This window comes from Williamsia sp. 1135 (assembly GCF_002095395.1).
Lineage (GTDB): Bacteria > Actinomycetota > Actinomycetes > Mycobacteriales > Mycobacteriaceae > Williamsia.
Map to the genome: position 1 here is coordinate 43,091 of NZ_MJEI01000079.1, position 18,781 is coordinate 61,871.

At 64.5% G+C, this 18,781-nt stretch carries 20 protein-coding genes and 1 pseudogene; 12 read left to right on the forward strand and 9 right to left on the reverse strand.

Translation table 11 applies throughout. From position 1 onward, the window contains the following. Window positions 1-105 precede the first annotated feature (105 nt). From BFL43_RS08305 to BFL43_RS29405, 4 genes are all read left to right on the forward strand, one after another. A complete protein-coding gene (locus tag BFL43_RS08305; protein WP_084892099.1) occupies window positions 106-852 on the forward strand; it encodes an FCD domain-containing protein in 747 nt (248 codons plus the stop codon). Window positions 853-946: 94 nt separating this feature from the next. After that, complete coding sequence (locus tag BFL43_RS08310) at window positions 947-1,165, forward strand: hypothetical protein (RefSeq protein ID WP_084837773.1); 219 nt, start codon at window positions 947-949, stop codon at window positions 1,163-1,165. A 205-nt stretch (window positions 1,166-1,370) separates the two neighbouring features. Next, window positions 1,371-1,907, forward strand: coding sequence for a BPL-N domain-containing protein (locus BFL43_RS08315; RefSeq protein WP_240498140.1), 537 nt, complete (start codon window positions 1,371-1,373; stop codon window positions 1,905-1,907). Beyond that, window positions 1,904-2,116 carry a hypothetical protein gene (locus BFL43_RS29405; RefSeq protein WP_240498141.1) on the forward strand — a complete coding sequence of 71 codons (213 nt, stop codon included), beginning with the start codon at window positions 1,904-1,906 and terminating at the stop codon, window positions 2,114-2,116. The genes BFL43_RS08315 and BFL43_RS29405 overlap by 4 nt, the downstream gene beginning before the upstream one ends. Window positions 2,117-2,251: 135 nt before the next feature. Here BFL43_RS29405 and BFL43_RS08320 read toward each other — a convergent pair whose 3' ends face one another. Next, a complete protein-coding gene (locus BFL43_RS08320; RefSeq protein WP_084892100.1) occupies window positions 2,252-3,352 on the reverse strand; it encodes an inositol-3-phosphate synthase in 1,101 nt (366 codons plus the stop codon). Then, window positions 3,345-3,986 carry a PadR family transcriptional regulator gene (locus BFL43_RS08325; protein WP_084837770.1) on the reverse strand — a complete coding sequence of 214 codons (642 nt, stop codon included), beginning with the start codon at window positions 3,984-3,986 and terminating at the stop codon, window positions 3,345-3,347. The genes BFL43_RS08320 and BFL43_RS08325 overlap by 8 nt, the downstream gene beginning before the upstream one ends. A 270-nt stretch (window positions 3,987-4,256) precedes the next feature. Between BFL43_RS08325 and BFL43_RS08330 the strand changes: the two genes are divergently transcribed. From BFL43_RS08330 to BFL43_RS08340, 3 genes are all read left to right on the forward strand, one after another. Next, a complete protein-coding gene (locus BFL43_RS08330) occupies window positions 4,257-4,757 on the forward strand; it encodes a DUF5318 family protein (RefSeq protein ID WP_143695187.1) in 501 nt (166 codons plus the stop codon). A 167-nt stretch (window positions 4,758-4,924) separates the two neighbouring features. Then, entirely contained in the window at window positions 4,925-6,979 is a 2,055-nt protein-coding gene (locus tag BFL43_RS08335) for a transglycosylase domain-containing protein (protein ID WP_143695190.1), read from the forward strand. A 94-nt stretch (window positions 6,980-7,073) separates the two neighbouring features. Then, complete coding sequence (locus BFL43_RS08340) at window positions 7,074-8,669, forward strand: glycosyltransferase 87 family protein (RefSeq protein WP_240498144.1); 1,596 nt, start codon at window positions 7,074-7,076, stop codon at window positions 8,667-8,669. Window positions 8,670-8,683: 14 nt separating this feature from the next. On the opposite strand, the gene BFL43_RS08345 is transcribed toward BFL43_RS08340, so the two are convergent. From BFL43_RS08345 to BFL43_RS29875, 4 genes are read right to left on the reverse strand one after another with little or no spacing between them, the layout of a single operon-like run. After that, on the reverse strand, window positions 8,684-9,256 hold the full coding sequence (locus BFL43_RS08345; RefSeq protein WP_084892102.1) for a GNAT family protein: 573 nt from the start codon (window positions 9,254-9,256) through the stop codon (window positions 8,684-8,686). Further along, on the reverse strand, window positions 9,253-10,740 hold the full coding sequence (locus BFL43_RS08350) for a glycosyltransferase 87 family protein (protein WP_084892103.1): 1,488 nt from the start codon (window positions 10,738-10,740) through the stop codon (window positions 9,253-9,255). Before BFL43_RS08350 ends, BFL43_RS08345 begins: the two co-directional genes overlap by 4 nt. Window positions 10,741-10,770: 30 nt before the next feature. Beyond that, a complete protein-coding gene (locus BFL43_RS08355) occupies window positions 10,771-12,408 on the reverse strand; it encodes a phosphotransferase (RefSeq protein ID WP_346425954.1) in 1,638 nt (545 codons plus the stop codon). Continuing rightward, window positions 12,297-12,755 carry a hypothetical protein gene (locus BFL43_RS29875; protein WP_346425955.1) on the reverse strand — a complete coding sequence of 153 codons (459 nt, stop codon included), beginning with the start codon at window positions 12,753-12,755 and terminating at the stop codon, window positions 12,297-12,299. Before BFL43_RS29875 ends, BFL43_RS08355 begins: the two co-directional genes overlap by 112 nt. A 158-nt stretch (window positions 12,756-12,913) precedes the next feature. Between BFL43_RS29875 and rpsF the strand changes: the two are divergent. The 4 genes and pseudogenes from rpsF to rplI all read left to right on the forward strand — a co-directional run. Then, window positions 12,914-13,198 (forward strand): annotated as a pseudogene (rpsF, locus tag BFL43_RS08360) (30S ribosomal protein S6); the annotation flags it as partial. 221 nt (window positions 13,199-13,419) lie between these two features. Continuing rightward, complete coding sequence (locus BFL43_RS08365; RefSeq protein WP_084892104.1) at window positions 13,420-13,950, forward strand: single-stranded DNA-binding protein; 531 nt, start codon at window positions 13,420-13,422, stop codon at window positions 13,948-13,950. 63 nt (window positions 13,951-14,013) lie between these two features. Then, window positions 14,014-14,277, forward strand: a complete 264-nt coding sequence (rpsR, locus tag BFL43_RS08370) for a 30S ribosomal protein S18 (protein ID WP_023958686.1) — start codon at window positions 14,014-14,016, stop codon at window positions 14,275-14,277. A gap of 18 nt (window positions 14,278-14,295) precedes the next feature. Next, window positions 14,296-14,751: a 50S ribosomal protein L9 gene (gene rplI, locus BFL43_RS08375; protein ID WP_084892105.1), complete on the forward strand. Its 456-nt coding sequence runs from the start codon at window positions 14,296-14,298 to the stop codon at window positions 14,749-14,751. Window positions 14,752-14,837: 86 nt separating this feature from the next. Here rplI and BFL43_RS08380 read toward each other — a convergent pair whose 3' ends face one another. Beyond that, entirely contained in the window at window positions 14,838-15,455 is a 618-nt protein-coding gene (locus BFL43_RS08380) for a lipocalin family protein (protein WP_084892117.1), read from the reverse strand. A 12-nt stretch (window positions 15,456-15,467) separates the two neighbouring features. Next, window positions 15,468-17,603, reverse strand: coding sequence for an MMPL family transporter (locus BFL43_RS08385; protein ID WP_084892106.1), 2,136 nt, complete (start codon window positions 17,601-17,603; stop codon window positions 15,468-15,470). An 81-nt stretch (window positions 17,604-17,684) separates the two neighbouring features. Here BFL43_RS08385 and BFL43_RS08390 point away from each other — a divergent pair, with 81 nt between their 5' ends. After that, entirely contained in the window at window positions 17,685-18,176 is a 492-nt protein-coding gene (locus BFL43_RS08390; RefSeq protein WP_084892118.1) for a MarR family transcriptional regulator, read from the forward strand. Between the two features lie 23 nt (window positions 18,177-18,199). On the opposite strand, the gene BFL43_RS08395 is transcribed toward BFL43_RS08390, so the two are convergent. Then, window positions 18,200-18,763, reverse strand: a complete 564-nt coding sequence (locus tag BFL43_RS08395) for a hypothetical protein (protein WP_084892107.1) — start codon at window positions 18,761-18,763, stop codon at window positions 18,200-18,202. Window positions 18,764-18,781: the final 18 nt, after the last annotated feature.

Below are 18,781 nucleotides of genomic sequence, written 5' to 3' on the forward strand. Positions count from 1 at the left end.
GATGGGTACTGTTGGGCGCAATGCCGGAGCGCTGAAAGTGTTGTCAGCGTACGAGCCGAATGCGCTGACAGCCACGCAGCGCCAGCTGATCGCCATGGGGGAGAAATGACCGCTGAAGACACCGTAGGGCCGAAGGTCCGCGGGCAGAAGATGTCCGCAAAAATCGCAAACGTCATCGCGGATCAGATCCTCACCGGGGGCATCGTGGTCGGTCAGCGGCTGCCCACCGAGAAGGAGATGGTGGCCGAGCACGGGGTCGCCCGCACCACGGTGCGAGAGGCTCTGCGGCTACTCGAAAGCCGGGACCTGGTGACCATCAAGTCCGGCATCGGTGGTGGCCCGGTCGCCAAGCGGCCCGAGCTCGAATCGCTCGGGAACACCATGAAACTGTTCCTGCAGATCGACAGCGCCAACATCAGCGACGTGATCGATGTCCGGCTGATGCTCGAACCCATCGTGGCCCGTGCTGCCGCGGCGAACGTGACCAACGAGCAGATCGAGGTCATGCAGACCGCACTCGACAGGATGCGCGAAGACCCGGGCGACTACGCGAACTTCCAGGAGAACAATGCGGTCTTCCAGCGCTGTGTCTACGAGGCGGCCGGCAATCCCGCGCTGAAGATCGTCATGGAGACGCTGTGGTTGCTCGTGCGTGACGCCGAACCCAACGAGCATCCGATGGCCACCAGGCTTGCCGCGGTGGAGATGCAGCAGGACGTCCTCGACGCGATGCGTGCGCGGGACACCGAGTCGACCGCGAAGACGATGAGCGCGTTCAACGAGGAGTCGGCGAAGTACTACCGCAGGCGGTTGGCCGACATCATCTCGCAGCCGGTGCACTGGCAGATGTAGGGCCTGTGCCCTGAATAAAACGCGGCCATCGGGAACATTCGCCGGTGCGTGGCTCTCCTATCCCTGAAAGCCACACACCAGCGAGGAGAACATCATGGCCACCGAGTACTACGACACCAACGCCGACGGAATCGTCGACACGGCACTCACCGACACCGATGGTGACGGCATCGCGAACTACGAGGAGTACGACACCGACGGCGACGGCATGGCCGACGAGATGCACGAGGACGCCAACAACGACGGCTACATCGACACGGTGCATGTCGACACCGACGGCGACGGCTACTACGACACGACCGTCGTCGGCTGATCCGCCGCCGCTCACACGAAGACCCACCGTGATCCGGTGGGTCTTCTTCGTGATCCTGCTCGTCGATCTACGGTGCCGAACAGCCGAAACCGTCTACACTGCTGTCGAATCGAACACACACCGGGCCGCCGCCGCGGGCCGTCCGCGAGGAGACAACTTGCCCGTTCGCCGCCAGGGGAGATCGCGTCCTTTCCGCTCGACGAGTGTGCGTGCGTTGGTCGCGACGGCTCTGGCCGCGCTGGTGATGGTGATGGGTTGCGCTCCTGCGACCAGTGCGCCGGACCCCGAGCTCCCCCTCGCGCTGATCTACAACGGTCCTCAAGGGTGCGACGACTGCGCGCCCTCCATCGCGACGCTCCTGCGCAATGCGCCGCACCCGTTCCGGACCAAGTATGTGGGTCCCGGCACCGGCACCCCTCTCACCGCGGCCACTCTGGCCACCGCGTCGCTGTACGTGCAACCTGGGGGAGGCCAGGATCTCGAGTCCAGTTGGGACGACCTCAAGGGAGTCGCCGACGACCTGCGCGCATGGATCAGCGGCGGAGGTAGCTATCTTGGCGTGTGTTTCGGAGGCTACCTGGCGGGAGCCGATCCCGGTTTCGACCTGCTGCCCGCCGCAGTGGGCGGGTACACCGACACCGCCGGCGCCACCGTCCACAACGACCGGGACACCGTCGTCGACGTCACCTACCGCGGACAGAAGCGGCACATGTACTTCCAGGACGTCCCGCATTCACCGTGAAGCCGAACTCGAACGCCGAAGTGCTGGCGACCTACCCCAACGGGATCGCCGCAGTCATGGTCGCGCCCTACGGGCAAGGCAAGGTCGGGGTCAGCGGCCCACACCCCGAAGCCGACCAGTCGTGGTACGACGAAGCCGATCTCGAGAATCCGGACAGAATACGGACCGACATCGCCTATGAGCTCATCGAGAAGACCACCGGCCGCTAGGCGGAGCGCGGTCACCCCACCTTGGTGAACCGTCCCCAGCCCGTTGTCGTCGAAGTGCTCCAGCACCCCGGAATGCCAAGAGCCGCACACCTTTTACAGGTGGGCGGCTCTCGGGTGAAGCTCGATCAGATCAGATCAGGCGTCTGCTCCAACAATGAAGGCTTCGAGCTGGGTGCGCGCGACGTCGTCGGCGAGCTGCTCGGGCGGGCTCTTCATCAGGTAGGCCGAAGCGGGGAGGATGGGTCCACCGATGCCGCGGTCCTTGGCGATCTTGGCTGCACGCACGGCGTCGATGATGATGCCGGCCGAGTTGGGGGAGTCCCAGACCTCGAGCTTGTACTCGAGGCTCAGCGGCACGTCACCGAAGGCACGGCCTTCGAGGCGGACGTAGGCCCACTTGCGGTCGTCGAGCCAAGCGACGTGGTCCGAGGGTCCGATGTGCACGTTCTTGTCGTCGATCTTGCCCGACAGCGAACCGGTCAGGTTCGAGGTCACGGCCTGGGTCTTCGAGACCTTCTTGGACTCCAGACGCTCACGCTCGAGCATGTTCTTGAAGTCCATGTTGCCGCCGACGTTCAGCTGGTAGGTGCGGTCCAGGGTGACGCCGCGGTCTTCGAACAGCTTCGCCATGACGCGGTGGGTGATGGTGGCACCGACCTGGCTCTTGATGTCGTCTCCGACGATCGGCACGCCGGCGTCGGCGAACTTCTTGGCCCACACGGGGTCGCTGGCGATGAAGACCGGGAGGGCGTTGACGAACGCGACGTTCGCGTCGATGGCGCACTGTGCGTAGAACTTGTCGGCCTGCTCGGATCCGACGGGCAGGTACGACACGAGTACATCGACCTTGGCGTCTTTCAGGGTCTGGACGACATCAGCGCCCTCGCCGTCGGCCTCGGTGATGGTCTCGCGGTAGTACTTGCCGAGTCCGTCAAGGGTGTGTCCGCGCTGGACGGTGACGCCGGTCGGCGGCACGTCGGCGATCTTGATGGTGTTGTTCTCGCTGGAGAAGATGGCGTCCGAGAGGTCGAAGCCGACCTTCTTGGCGTCCACGTCGAATGCGGCGACGAACTGCACGTCGCGAACGTGGTACTGGCCGAACTTCACGTGCATGAGGCCGGGAACGTTGGCGTTCTCATCGGCATCCTGGTAGTACTGCACGCCCTGGACCAGGGATGAGGCGCAGTTTCCCACGCCAACAATCGCCACGCGAACTGAATTGGTGTTGTCACCCATGGTCGGGTTCCCCTTCTTTGTGTGGTGTAACTGAGGTTGTTTCTGGTTCTGCATGGACCGTCTCGGTGGGTAACGGGCCGGGGTTACGCGACGCTGCTGTCGGGTCCTCGACTCGCTCCGATCCCTCGGCGGCGATGAGCTCGTTGAGCCAGCGGACTTCACGTTCGCTGGATTCGAGACTCAGCTGATGGAGCTGCTTCGTGTAGCGATCCACTGTGCGGTTCGAACGTCCGACGGCCTCACGGAGACCTTCGCGGCGCTCTTCCACCTGCCGGCGACGACCCTCGAGAATGCGCATCCGCGCCTCTGCCGGGGTCCGGCTGAAGAATGCGAGATGCACTCCGAAGCCGTCGTCGGTGTAGTTCTGAGGACCCGTGTCCGCGACCAGTTCAGCGAACCGCTCGCGTCCCTTCGGAGTGAGCGCATAGACGCGACGTGCGCGTCGTTTGAGCGTTCCTTGTGGGCCGGCATCCTCAGCGATCAACCCGTCGGCCTGCATACGGCGCAGCGACGGGTACAGCGATCCATACGAAAACGCCCGGAATGCCCCGAGCAGACCGGTGAGCCGCTTGCGCAACTCATAGCCGTGCATCGGGGACTCGAGGAGCAAACCGAGTACTGCGAGTTCGAGCATCGGGATGACACCTCCATTCAACGTGTTGCAGAAACCTGTGTGCCAAACAGTACACCCGAATGTATCGCGCCGATATAACCGGGTAGGAAACTGCGTCTGAACTGGGGCGATCCGAGGGGTATCGGCGAGAAAGCGTTCAGATGTCCTCTGCTGACCGTGGCGAAGCGGCGCTCGAGCGCGGTGTCGTCGCCCGTGAAGGGCTCGGTGTTCGGGCCGGGCCCGTGCGACAACCGCAGACGGTCGCCGTGTGGTGGCACGTACTCTTGACGAGTGCGATTGCAGCGACAGGTGGTGGACTACGCGTTACAGCGCAAGTCTCGGCTGGCCGAGGTGTACTCCGGACGTACCGGGGTCGCCGAGGTCTGCGATGCCAGCCCCTATCTGCTGCGAGCGGCCAAGTTTCACGGCCGACCGTGCGCGACGCGGTGCCCGATCTGCAGAAAAGAGCAGGTCACCATCGTTTCGTGGGTGTTCGGCGAGAAGCTTGGACAGGTGTCGGGATCAGCCCGGACGACCGAGGAAATCCTGCGCCTGGCAGTGAGCCAGGAGGAGTTCTCGGTACATGTGGTGGAGGTGTGCCGGACATGTAGCTGGAACCATTTGGTCCAGTCGTACGTATCTGGATTGCCACCACGGCCACAAGTGCGACGCAGTCGCAGGGTGGCCGGCGGCCGCGTGGCAAACAATTCAGCCGGTGGTGGTTCATCGCAAGTGGACACTGCCGGTGGCCCAGAAGTACTGGGCACCGAAGGTATGGAGAAGTATCTGTGAACAGCGGCCCTACCGGACCGAACAGGTCCAATTGGACCTCGGAGCACGATGGCGGACGTCCCGCTTCGACTGGCCGGACCCCGGCGCAGAAGAAGCGACGCCTCCACAAGGTCATCGCCTGGATCGTCGGCCTCGGCGGCGCACTGCTGCCGGGGTTCGTCTTGGTGATGGCGGCAGTGTTCCTGTTCACCTACGCTGACCTGTCCGTGCCCGCACCCGGCGACATCAAGCAGAGCCAGATCGCGACGGTCGTCGATTCCCGCGGTGGCGAGATCGCCAAGATCGTGCCGCCGGAAGGCAACCGCACCGACGTCCCGATCGAAGAGATCCCGCTCGTTCTGCAACAGGCGGTCATCGCCGCCGAGGACCGTGAGTTCGAAGAGAACGCCGGGTTCTCGATCAGCGGCTACGGACGCGCAGCGCTCGGCAAGGTCACCGGTCGCGAAGACGCCGGCGGTGGCTCGACGATCACCCAGCAGTACGTCAAGAACGTGCTGACCGGTGACGAGGCCAGCTACCAGCGCAAGTTCCGCGAACTCGCGATCTCCACGAAGATGGCCAACGAGTGGTCGAAGCAGGACATTCTCGCCGCCTACCTCAACACCATCTACTTCGGTCGCGGCGCCTACGGTGTCTCGGCTGCGTCGAAGGCTTACTTCAACAAAGACATCCGCGACATCACCTTGCCCGAAGCTGCGGTCCTGGCGAGCTCGATCCGGTCCCCGTCCTACTACGATCCCGCGACGAATCTGCAGGCAGCCGAGGGCCGTTGGAACTACGTCCTCGACGGAATGGTGACCACCGGGGCCATCACCGAAGAAGACCGTCTTGCGCAGCAGTACCCGAAAGTCGTCGAGCAGCAGGCCGAGACCGGTGACCCGGCGAGCAACGGACCCAATGGCCTGATCAAGCGGCAGGTACTGGCCGAGCTGGGTACGCTCAACATCTCCGAGGAGGAGATCCGTACCGGCGGGCTTCGGGTCACGACGACGATCGACCCGCAGGTGCAGAACGCGAACGTCAGCAGTGCCAACGATTTACGCGAAGGCGAACCGAACGACATCCGAACGGCAGTGGTCTCGATCGACCCACGTACCGGCGGGGTCAAGGGCTACTTCGGCGGAAACGACGGCAACGGTTACGACTACGCCCAGGCCGACCTGCAGACCGGGTCGTCGTTCAAGGTCTTCGCGCTTGTGGCCGCCCTCGAGCAAGGCATCCCGCTGTCCAAGAACTACAGCTCGGCGCCCTTCGAGGGCGCGGGCGGATTCACCGTCAACAACTCCGACGGCGAATCGTGCGGCAGCTGCAACCTGGCCACCGCTATGAAGATGTCGCTGAACACCGTCTACTACCGGTTGATGATGGACCTCAACGGCGGACCCAACGCTGTCGCGGAAGCGGCCCACCGCGCGGGTATCCCCGAGGTCTCCAGCAATGGGGTCAAGACGCTGCAGAACCCGGACGGCGGCGTCGAGGGTGGTGTGGTTCTCGGACAGTACGATTCGCGGGTCATCGACATGGCCTCGGCGTACGGCACCCTCGCCGCGTCGGGAATGTTCCATTCCCCCCACTTCGTGCAGAAGGTGGAGAACTCCAAGGGTGAGGTGCTGTACGAGCGCACCGACAACCAGGGTGAGCGCCGGCTCCCCGCCGAGGTCGCCGACAACACCACCGCGGCACTGGAACCGATCGCGGCGTACTCCAACGGCAACGCACTTGATGGCGGCGAACGCCCGTCTGCATCCAAGACCGGAACCACCCAGCTCGGGGACACCGGCCTCAACAAGGATGCCTGGATGGTCGGTTACACCCCGCAGCTGTCGACGGCGGTGTGGGTCGGTACCGACAAGGGTGGGGCGCTGAAGAACTACAGCGGCGCAACCATCTACGGGTCGGGACTGCCCGCCCAGATCTGGCGCACCGCCATGAACCGTGCGCTCGATGGCCAGCCGATCGAGAACTTCCCGGAACCCACGGAGATCGGTGGGGTCGCAGGCGTGCCGTACGAGCCGCCGCCCGAGACCTACACGACAACCCGTAGCAGGCCGCCCACCACGACGACGGCCCCACCGACCACGACCACCCAGCCGGGAGTGACCCTCGCGCCGGGCGTGGTGATACCGCTGCCGGGGCAGGCAAACCCGGATCCCGACACAGAGACGGAGACGGAACCGACCCTGCCTCCCGAAGAGGGCGGCCCGGGCCGCGGTAGCCCGTAGGCGACGGTTCGTGACGACTGAGGGTGACTCGGCGAGCGGAGTCGGGGCCCGAGACGATGAGCCTCGCGCCGAGCAGGCGCTGACAACCGATTCGCTGGACCTGTTCGAGTCGCCGACGGAGTTCGCTCCCGATCGGCGCGAGGCGAGCACCCGAATCCTGCCGAGCCGCAGCGACCCCATCGCGGCTCCGGGCAGCATGGTGATCGGTGGCCCAGTCGGCCTGCACGCAGTCGTCGGCCGCAGTCCCGGCTGGACCCCGGTCCGGGTGATCCTGCTGATCGCCCTCGTATTTCTGGCACTCGGGTGGTTCGCGAAAGCCGGTTGCCTGCAGCAGGCTCCGGACAAGACCACCAAGGTCCTGGGTCTGGACTGGGACAACCACCGCCAGTACACGGCGATGTGTTACGCCGACACCATCCCCCTCTACGGTGCCGAGAAACTCAACGAGGGAGCGCTGCCGTACAAGGCGTCCTGGTTCCAAGACGACGGAAACGGTGGCCAGGAACAGCGCTTCATGGAGTACCCGGTCGCCACGGGCATGTTCATGTACGCCGCGGCGCAAACCGCGCAGGGGTGGGAGTGGGCGCACGAGAACTGGGGCGTGCCTGCGGCTCTCGATGTGGTGCTGTTCTTCAATCTGGTCGCGCTCGGTCTTGCGCTGTGCTGGCTGGTCACCATCTGGGCCACCGCGCTCACCGCCCAGCGCCGGGTGTGGGCTGCAGCGTTGGCCGCCGCATCGCCGTTGGTGATCGTGCACATCTTCACGAACTTCGACGCCATCGCCACCGCCGCGCTCGCCGTCGCCATGTTGGCGTGGTCGCGTCGAAACCCCTGGCTCACCGGGCTTTTCCTGGGGATCGGGATGGCCGCGAAGCTGTATCCCGGGTTGTTGCTGATCCCTTTGCTCATCCTGTGCCTGCGCGCGGGCAAGGTTCGCGACTTCGGGATCACCGCTGTCATGACGGCCGCCACCTGGCTGGTGATCAACCTGCCGATCATGGTGCTGTACCCCCGCGGCTGGTCAGAGTTCTTCCTGTACAACTCAGAACGCGGCACCGACCCCGACACCCTCTTCAACGTCATCTCGGCGGTGTCCGGGTATCAGTGGGGCAATCAGCCGGGGCAGGCGCCGTCGTTGCTCAACGCGATCAGCATGGGCTTGTTCATCCTGATCTGCCTCGTAGTGGCGTTCATGGGGTTTCACGCTCCCATGCGTCCGCGACTGGCGCAGCTCATGTTCTTGACCGTTGCCGGATTCTTGCTCGTCAACAAGGTGTGGAGCCCGCAGTACTCGTTGTGGCTGGTGCCATTGGCGGTGCTCGCGTTACCTCACACCCGGATCTTGCTGGCCTGGATGGTGATCGATTCACTCGTGTGGGTGCCGCGCATGATGTGGTACCTGTTCCAGGAGACCGGTGACGGGCTGCCGGAGCAGTGGTTCCTCACAGCCGTGGTGATCCGCGACATCGCAGTGATCGCGCTGTGCGCGTTGGTCATCTGGCAGATCTATCATCCGACCGAGGACCTGGTTCGCCGTGGGCACGGGTGGCGGCGGCTGTCTGCCGACGACCCCGGTGGCGGCGTTCTCGATCTCGCTCCCGATCGGATGCCGTGGCCGCGCCGCACGCCAACAGTCCGAAACCTCGACGACGATCCGGCCACGGGACCGCTGCTCCTCGAGGACTCCTAGCCCTGCACGTGAGCTCAGCGCAGGCGTTCCTGCAGTGTCGATCGCGCAGCGGGCCAGTCGTCGTCGGTCATCGCGAACTGCGCGGTGGTCCGCCACTCGCCGCCGGCCAACGGCTTGTGTTTGCGGAGTAGACCTTCGAAGGTGGCGCCGAGTTTCGCGATTCCCGCCCGTGACTGGGCGTTGCGCTCGTCGGTGTGCCACACCACCCGTACCGCGCCCAGGTCTTCGAACGCGCGCCGCAGCAGGAGCAGCTTCGCATCCGGGTTGACGGTCGTGCCCTGCACCGATGCGGAGTACCAGGTGTAGCCGACGGCGAGAGCCCGATTCACGGGGCTGATGTCGTAGTAACTGGTCGATCCGACGATCCTGTCGGTCGTCTGGTCGACGACTGCGAACGCGACCCGATCGGGGGTGTCGAGAGCGGTCTGAATGTAATCGCGGGCTTCCTGCTCGCCGGCGGGGACGGTCGTCCACCGGAACGGCTCAGGGGTGTCGACGGCAGCAGCCAAGTCGGCAGCGTCGGAAAGCTCCAAGGGCCGCAATGTAACTCGCGTACCGGACAGGACGGGGGCGCTCATCCAGGTCATGCCGGTACGGTAGCGCTCCGAGGCCCGGCCGTCGAGGGTATTTCAGGCGGAACGCGTAGCCCTCTGCCCACGAAGTGGTAGATCAGGAACGCGAGGCAGAGCGCGTGCGACCACACGCCGAGCTGTACGCCGCCCATGACCCACCAGGTCATGTCGTCGCCGCGGGTGAGGATTCCGAACATCCGGAAGATGGTGAGGTCCAAGGCGAGATCGCCGATGAGGTACAACAGGATCACGCGCCAGTCGACCTTGAGAAGAACGAAGAACGGCAGGATCCACAGGGTGTACTGCGGCGAATGCACCTTGTGGAACAGCATGAACCCGGCCAGCATCGCGGCGCTGACACCGATCCAGGGAAAGACGTTGCCGCGCTGCCAGTGCCGTAGCCCGAACCAGACCGCCAGGGCCAGCGAGGCGATGATCAGCAGCGGCGAGGCAACCCCGACGATCGAGTTGTACAGGCTGGGGTCGTCGCTGGGTCCGCTGCCAGTGAAATGTCGCAGCCCCCAGTACCAGATGGAGTTGGTGTCGACATCGGCCTTACGTTTGCCCTGGAACGACAGTGACGCCTGCCATCCCTCGAATCCGGCGATCATGAACGGCAATTGGACCGCGAGCACGGTCGCGACCGCGACTCCGGCAACCGCACCTGCGCCCGCCCAGTCGAGGCGGACCCGCGAGTCGTCCTCGTCCCCGGCAGACCTCGGTGCCAAGCCGCGGGTGAGCACGAAGATGGCCAGCGGGAGGACGAACAGGCCCGGATAGATCTTGAGTGAGAATCCGATCGACAGGATGAAAGATGCCCAGAGTGCGCTGGTACGCAACGACATCCACGGTCTACCCGTGCGTCTGTTGATACGTGCACCGAGCACCATCACCGCGACCGCGCCCACCGTGGTCGCGACGACGGGGAGTTCCCAGTTGTGGAACGCGTAGAGGATCAGCGGCGGGGTCGCGGCCCAGAGCAACACCCACCAGCGCGCCAGCAGGGCGAGCAGGATGACGATGAGTACGCCGAACGGTGCAAGCAGGATCGCCGACTGGGTCAGGAAGTCGATGTCGGTGTGGGCACCGCTGGCACCGATGTACATCAGCAGACCGGACAGCACCGGGTATTCGACGACGCCGCCGTAGAGCACGCCGTTGTCGTCGATACCGCCGTGGATGAACGGGAAGATGTGATTGTTGATGTCGCGGCCGACCCACAGGAACTGCAGATCCGAGTAACAGGGCATCACGATCTCGCCCGAACCGACGGGCCAGACGGAGCTTCGGCCGAACTCGTCGAAGGGCGCCCCGCCGCACGTGGCCTTACCCAGGTAGCTCAGCCACATGAAGAAGGAGCTGACCAGCAACGAGATCAGCAGGATGAGGATGAGTTCGCCGCGTCCTGCGCTGATGCGGGTCCGCCAGGAAGGAGCGTGGCCAGAGTGACCTTTGGGGGTCGCCTCTTCCCACGTCGAAGCGCGGGGCGGCGATGGCATGGGCTACAGAGTAGGGGCGCACATCTGGCGCTACGAAATCTGGTTGCGATTCCACTCGATCCAGCCCACGCCAATGGAGCCGTCGGCGCTGGTCACCCGCCCCCACGCCCGGGCGAAGTAGGCGACCCTGCCGTCCTCGGATTCGAGTCGGAGCGGCCCGTGTCCGAGGGGTTCGAAGGTGAGTGCGGCGTTTCCCGGTTCGATCTCCAAATGTGCCGAGATGGGTAGGCCGTCGCCGGTGAACTCGGAGTCGGCGACGTGCCGGCTCAGCTCGAGTAGTGGTAGGCCAGGCAGCTGTGCGTAGCCGATGCTCATCTGCGGAAGGTCGGGGATCCGCAGGTCGAGACCGTGGAGATGGGTGCCGTCGGGAAAGTGGAGCGCGCTCCACACCCAGTCCATGCCCCACCAGTCGCGGACACCCCAGGAGTGGTCGCGCTGTCCTGGCGCGTCCTGGAGCGAGATGATCTCGCCGTCGACGCTGATGGTGCCGGTGACCAGGCAGGGAATCTCGTAGCGCGGTGTCACGCGGTACCGGTACGCGGTGCCCGCGCTGGCGAACTGCAGGTCCATACGCACCTCGACGGGCCGGCCACGCTCGCCGCGCAGGATCGCGGCGGGGTCGTCGAACGCCTCGCCTCGCCCCCGCAAGGTCACCGACGCGGCGGTGAGCGGTTCGTCGAAGCGGTGAGTTGCCTGCAGATTCTCGGTGGCCAAGCTCAGGTCCTGCGGGGTCGGCAGATCGAAGTCGAGGACTGCGATGGTCGGGCGCCCTGGCCCGCAGATCATCGCGGTGTACCAAGAGCTCCTCTGGTTGGGGGTCACCCCGATTCGGACGTAAGCGCCGACTCCGGCCTGGGCGTCGGCGACGTCGAAGTACCAGCTCTCGTTCCACAGTTGTTCGTCGCCGGGCGTATGAGCGAACTCGTCCGTCGGTTCGGGTGCGAGCGGTTCGAGGGCTCGGGCAGCGGGCAGCGTCGCCGCGGACTCGAGGTCGAGCGCCAGTTCACAGTGTCGCGCGAACATCGTCATGAACATCTCGTCGCCGCGGTCCGTCTGCTCGACGATCACCGACGGGACGATGGTCATCAGGATGCCGAAGAAGGTGTGTCTGCGGACGCCGTCGCGCACCTCGTCGACCGAGGCCGGACCGCGTCCGCCGAGCCCGTCGAAGTAGATCTGCAGTAGCTCGTCGAAGTGCGCGCGTCGCAGCTCGGTCGGCAGAGACGCCCCGAGGAAATACGCCAGATCGTTGGTCGCCGGGCCCCACGCCACGGTCTGCCAGTCGACGACCGTCACGGGTCGGGCCGCGCCGGGGTGCCCGAAGAGCAGGTTGTCGAGGCGGAAATCCCCGTGGATCAGACTTTGATGCGGCATGGCCTGTTGCTCGGCGAGATAGGCGTCCCAGCTGTCGACCATCTGCTGTGCCAACTCTTGATGCCGCGGGTCCAGCCGGCTTCCGTACCGATCGACAAAAGCCGGGAACAGGGAGGCGAGCAGCGCCTGGTTGATCGGCGCCTCGCGATTGAGCCACTCGGTGGCGGCCAGATCGTCGTTGCTCAGCACCGCGGATTGGATTCGCGCCAGGGCCGTAACCGCGAGTTCGGCCTGGCCGAGGGTGGCGCCCGCAATGTCGTTGCCGACCTCCGCCGGTCCCGCGTCCTCGAGCACCAGGGCGAACGTTCCCGAATCGGCTTCGTAGCTCGCGTGGTGGCAGCGGGCCAAGGCGCCGGGGCGATCGAGGCGGCGATGTCGGCGTAGAAGCGGACCTCGCGTTCGTAGAGTCCGAGCGAGACCCCGGTCGAGCGACTCGTCTCGTCGGAGGCCGCGATCTTCAGCACCACCGATTCCGGGCCGTCCCCGTCGTCGTAGCGGACACTGACCCGGTGGCTCTCACTCATCTGACCCGTCCCGATCCGGGTGGTCTCGAATGCGGCGACAGCGCCACCGCCGATGACTCCGGTCAGCCAGTCGGTAGTCAGGTCTTCGGTGACGGCTATCACAGTCGGGGTGCTCATCCGCAGAAACTAACTGGAGATTCAGTTTCGATGCGCAGATTGGCGAATTTCGCTGGTCACGGTCAGTTGAGGTAGCCTGGCCAGCGTTGCCGACGCGGCGACCCTCCTGCCACGGAACGTCCGTGGCCGACCTAGTCCATAGGAGGTGATGAGGTCTTATGCGTCACTACGAATTGATGGTCATTCTTGACCCCAACCTGGATGAGCGAACTGTTGCTCCATCGTTGGATACCTTCCTCAACGTGATTCGCCAGGATGGCGGAAATGTTGCAGGCGTCGATGTCTGGGGCAAGCGCCGTCTTGCCTACGAAATTCTCAAGCACACCGAGGGAATTTACGCAGTCGTCGATCTCAATGCGGAACCCCAAACCGTCACCGAGCTCGATCGTCAGCTCAAGCTGAACGAGTCGGTGCTGCGCACCAAGGTGATGCGCGTCGACGAGCGTGCCAAGGTACGCCGCGCCAAGGTTGCTGCCAAGCACGCAGCCAAGGCTGCCGCGAAACCGGCCAAGTAGCCGCTGGATGTTCGGGAGAACCGATCAGGTCTCTTGAACGTCCAATGCGTGTCGGTACCGGGCTCTAGGGTTCCTTATTGACTAGGGGCTCACTCGGTGCACATCGACCCCAACCACTGCGCAATCGCAACTGAACTCGGGAGATACACATGGCAGGCGACACCATCATCACCGTCGTTGGGAACCTCACGGCAGATCCGGAACTCCGGTTCACGCCGTCGGGTGCCGCCGTCGCGAACTTCACCGTGGCTTCGACGCCGCGGGCGTTCGACCGGCAGACCAACGAATGGAAAGACGGAGAAGCGCTGTTCATGCGCTGCAACATCTGGCGCGATGCCGCCGAGAATGTCGCAGAGTCTCTCACCAAGGGTTCACGCGTGATCGTGTCCGGCCGGCTCAAGCAGCGGTCGTACGAAACCCGTGAGGGTGAGAAGCGCACAGTGGTCGAACTTGAGGTCGACGAGATCGGTCCCTCGCTCCGCTATGCCACCGCCAAGGTCAATCGGGCCTCGCGCGGTGGAGGCGGCGGTGGCGGCAATGCCGGATCGGGCGGCGGCGGTGGAAACCGCGGCGGCGGGGGCAATTCCGGCGGCGGCGGCGCTGCGCAGAACGACGATCCGTGGGGCAGCGCCCCAGCTAGCGGATCGTTCGGCGGCGGGGACGACGAACCACCGTTCTGACGAACATCCTCGGGCGCGGCAGTCACATGCCGCGGCTAGAGAACACTTTTGGAGTATGTACACATGGCTGGAAAAGCTAAAGGCGGACGGAAGGTCCGTGGTGCAGAAAAGATCGTCAAGGCCAAGGCCTGCACTTTCTGCAAAGAGAAGAACCTGTTGATCGACTACAAGGACACCGCGCTGCTGCGTCGTTTCCTGTCCGATCGTGGCAAGATCCGTTCGCGTCGGGTCACCGGTAACTGCGTCCAGCACCAGCGGGACGTGGCCATCGCCGTCAAGAACTCGCGCGAAGTTGCCCTGCTGCCCTTCACCTCGACCTCTCGATAAGCGGAAAGGACCAAGAACATGAAACTGATCCTCACCGCAGAGGTTGAGAACCTGGGTGTCGCAGGCGACACCGTCGAGGTCAAAGACGGCTACGGCCGTAACTTCCTGCTGCCCCGCGGACTGGCCATCGTTGCCACCCGTGGAGCACAGAAGCAGGTCGACGGCATCCGTCGCTCGCGGGATCTCCGCGAGGTTCGTGGCGTCGAGCACGCCAACGAGCTCAAGCAGGCCATCGAAGGCCTCGCCGAGGTCAAGCTGGGCGTCAAGACCCACGACTCCGGCAAGCTGTTCGGTTCGGTCTCTACGGCTGACGTCGTGGGCGCGATCAAGTCCGCCGGGGGACCGGCTCTCGACAAGCGCACCGTCGAACTGCCCGAGGGCCACATCAAGGCCACCGGCAAGTACCCGGTCGTGGTGAACCTGCACGGCGATGTCGCCGCCAAGTTCAGTCTGACCGTGGCTGCCGGCGAGTAGTCACAGGCAAGTCATACAGCAAACCCCCGGCCATCAGGTCGGGGGTTTGCTGTATCTGGAGTGGGAGCCTGGAAGCTCAGGTCAGGTCAGACCGTGCAGAGTGGGCGGATCTCGTTCGAGCCACCGGTGGTCGGTGAGGTGAGGATCGTGCAGGCGTTGTAGCCGCGGTCCTCGGCGATCTTGCGGATCTGCTTCCACTGCGCGGTGGTCACATTCGGTGACCGGGACAGCACGAATGCCGAGGTGCGTTCGGGGCTTCCGACGAAGGCCCAGGAGTAGTCGTCGGCGATGTAGGTGACGACGTAATTGGTGGGGCCGGACTTCGACTCCTGCGTCGGGACGCCGGGGAAGCTCACGTGCAGCTGCGCGCCGGTGACGGCGTCGTTGACGCGCGCGTTGCCGACGATCTTGTTCTCTTCGTTTGTCCATGTGGTGCAGGTGTTCTCGACCCGGATGTTGCTCGCATCGATCAGGTCGTACTGCGCCTGGGTGTCGCGCGCGCAGATCAGGTTGAACGGCTGCGGGATCGCGGCGATCTGGTTCCAGGTTCCGAGGTACTTCGTGGTGTCCACTTTGGCCACCGGCTTCAGCGGCTGAGGGAGTGAACTGGTGTCGGCCGAGGCCGGGGCCGCACAGGCGAGCGCGAACGCGATCGCCATACCGCCGATCACTGCGCGGGTGAGTTTTCGAGGTGAGAACGCCATGGTTGCCATCTCCTAATTCTGTTGCGGTTGTAACTGCGGGTGTGGACGCGCTTGTGTATCCACATTGCCGGGCCACCACATGCGAGGCCCGATCAGGCTGAAGAGAGCTGGTATCACCACTGTTCGTACCAGGAAAGTGTCGAGAAGGATACCCAGTCCGACAATGATTCCGATCTGTGTCAGCGTGATCAGCGGCAGGATGCCGAGCACGCAGAAGACGGCGGCCAAAACTATTCCGGCACTGGTGATCACGGCTCCGGTCGACGCTACTGCTCGGATGATCGCCTGTCTTGTACCGTATTCCGGTGTTTCCTCACGGGCGCGGATCACCAGGAACATGGTGTAGTCGATGCCGAGGGCGACTAGGAACAGGAACGAGTAGAGCGGGACGTTGTTGTCGAGGCCGGGGAATCCGAAGACGTGTTCGCTGATGAGACTGCCGATTCCGATGGCCGCGAGGGTGCTCAGGACGGTCGTCGCAACCAGTACCGCCGGCGCGACCACCGCTCGCAGGAACACGATCAGGATGACGAACACCACCGCGAGGATCAGCGGGATGATGACCAATCGGTCACGCTCGGAGGCATTTTGGATGTCCAGGGCTTTGGCATCGGATCCGCCGACCAACGCATTGGCGCCGCGCAATTCGCCGGTGGAGGTGCGTAGCTCATCGATGATGTCGAAGGCCTGCTGCGATGCCGGGCCTGCATCGAGCACCACGGACCACTTCGTGAAACCGGTGTCGGACTGTCCGGTCTCTGTTACGGACACCACCCCGTCAGTGGATTCGATGATTCCCTGAATCTGCTCGGCCGCTGATGTTTTCGCGACGATCGTGGTGGGGTCGGACTGTCCGGGTGGAAAGTGTTCGGACAGCTCGTCGAAACCCTCGACGGAGTCGGCACTGACCCGGAACTGTTCGGTCTGGGAGAGACCGATGTTCGCCCCGACCAGTCCGAGCGAACAGGCGACCAGTGCGGTCAGGGCGACGGCGAGCACTCGCGCGGGGTGTCGGGAGACCGCTCCCGCGATGCGGAACCAGGCACCGCCCTCGGTGGGCACCGGATCGCCGACCTTCGGTATGAACGGCCAAAAGAGTTTGGTGCCGAACAAAGCCAGCAACGGTGGCAGCACCAGCAATGCGAAGATCACCGCCACCACGAGGCCCGCAGCGGCCAGTGCGCCGAGGCTTCGGGTACTCGGGAGCACGGCGAGCAGCAGGGTCAACAGTGCCAAGACCACCGTCGCGTTGGACGCCAGGATGGCCGGTCCGGCTTGGCGGACCGCCCGTCGCAACGCGATTCGATGATCGGCCTCCGCGCGCAGTTCCTCGCGGTAGCGAGAGATCAACAGCAGGGCGTAGTTGGTGCCGGCGCCGAACACGAGGACGCTGGTGATGCCTGAGGTGGAGCCGTCGAACGACAATCCGGTGAGTTCGGCCAACCCGGTGCCGACGGAACTGGCCAGTCTGTCGGCGAAGGCGACGACGATCAGCGGCACCAGCCACAGCACCGGTGATCGATAGGTGACGATGAGCAGCAGGGCGACCACCAGGGCGGTGACCGCGAGGAGGGTGACGTTGGCGCCGGAGAACGAGTTGGCGGTGTCGGCGCCGAAGGCCGGGCCGCCGGTGACGTAGGTGGTGAGGTCGCTGGGCAATCCGTCGTCGGCCGCGGCTCGGAGTTCGTCGACGAGGTCGGTGAGCTTGAAGCCGTTCAGGTCGGCGCTCACCGGCACGATCGAGATCGCCGCCATCTGGTCCGGTGAGAGCACTACCGGCGGGCCGGTGGGGCTGACTGTGGGGACTGACCGCTCGACGGCGAGCATGCGCTGTTGGGCCGCTGCGACGGCCTCCTGATCGGACGGGGACAGCGCGTTGCCGTCGTTGCGGACAACGACGAGAACTGCTGGGGCGACGTCGGAGTCGGGGAACTGTTCCAGCAGGTCGTTGACCTCCGCGGAGTCCGCGTTGGCCGGCAGTGACTGGGGAGCCTCGCCGGCGGAGTCGTTCTCACCGATGAGGGCCATCGCGGCGATCGAGATCAGGACGATCACGAGTGCGATGCACCACGATCGTCGTCCGGTCACTGAGGCGGCAAGCTGATCCCAAAGGGTGCGAGAATCAGTTGACGTGTCATTTATCGCCATATTTCAGACAATCTCATATTTTCAAATATTGAGCAACTAAACTATCTTCCGGTGCAGTTGTACCGCCGGCAGGAGGAAACGATGTCCGAGCAAGTCCCTTCGGGGGACCCGCGTGCCGAGTTGGAGTTTCAGATGTCGGCCGATGTGCGGGCCCTCTCGGCGGAGTCGGATCAGATCTCGCGAGTCTTCGCCGGGCTGAACAATCTCAGTGCCAATGATTTTCGTGCCCTGCTGCACGTGATGGTCGCGGACTCGGCCGGTGAGCCACTCACATCCGGCGCGCTCGGTCAGCGGATGCAGGTGTCCGGTGGCGCGGTGACCCACCTCGTGGAACGGCTGATCGGTTCGGGGCACATCCGGCGTGAGGCGCACGAGAAAGACCGTCGAAAAGTGATGTTGCACTACGACGATCATGGGATGGCGGTGGCAAGAGCGTTCTTCGCGCCCCTGGGAAAGCACACTCACGACGCGCTTGCGGAACTTCCGGACGAGGATCTCGAGGCTGCACACCGGGTGTTCATCGCGATGATCAGCGCGATGAAGACGTATCAGGACGACCTGAACCAGACGTAATGGCGTACTGAATCGTCAGCTGCTCACCGTTGATCAGGTGGCAAGTACTTCGGGTTGATGTTGTTGTCGTGGTACTTGTCGCCCGCCGGATAGACGAACTTGAACCACGACTGCGCGACCGTGAACGCGCGGGGACCGCCGACACAGGTGACAGTGATCGGGCTCACCGCGCACGTCGAACCGGCGACCGTGATCGACTGCCCGACATCGAGCAACGGTGGTTGGAACCATCCTTGGGGGACTGTGCTGTACGCCGTGCCCCGGGGAACCCAGTACGGGCCTTCTTGGCCTCCTGAGATGGCCACTCCCACGGCGTCGCGCGGAGCTCCGCCGGGTCGGCCGTTGCAGCCGACGTACGCGTACCCGGAGCCGAGCGCACACACCCGACCGCCCGGGGTGACGAAGAAGGTGCGTCCGTTGTCTTTGTAATCGAGTGAGAAGTACGGATCGGGGTCGACCGCCGCGTAGCCGGAGAGGTCGGGCACCTGCGTGTAGTCGGGCCCTGGAGCGGCCGAAGCCGGCGACCCGACCGTGAGCGTTGCGGCCGTGGCCGCCAGCGCTGCCAACACACCGATGAGCTTTCTCATGAATGCCTCCCCAGCATC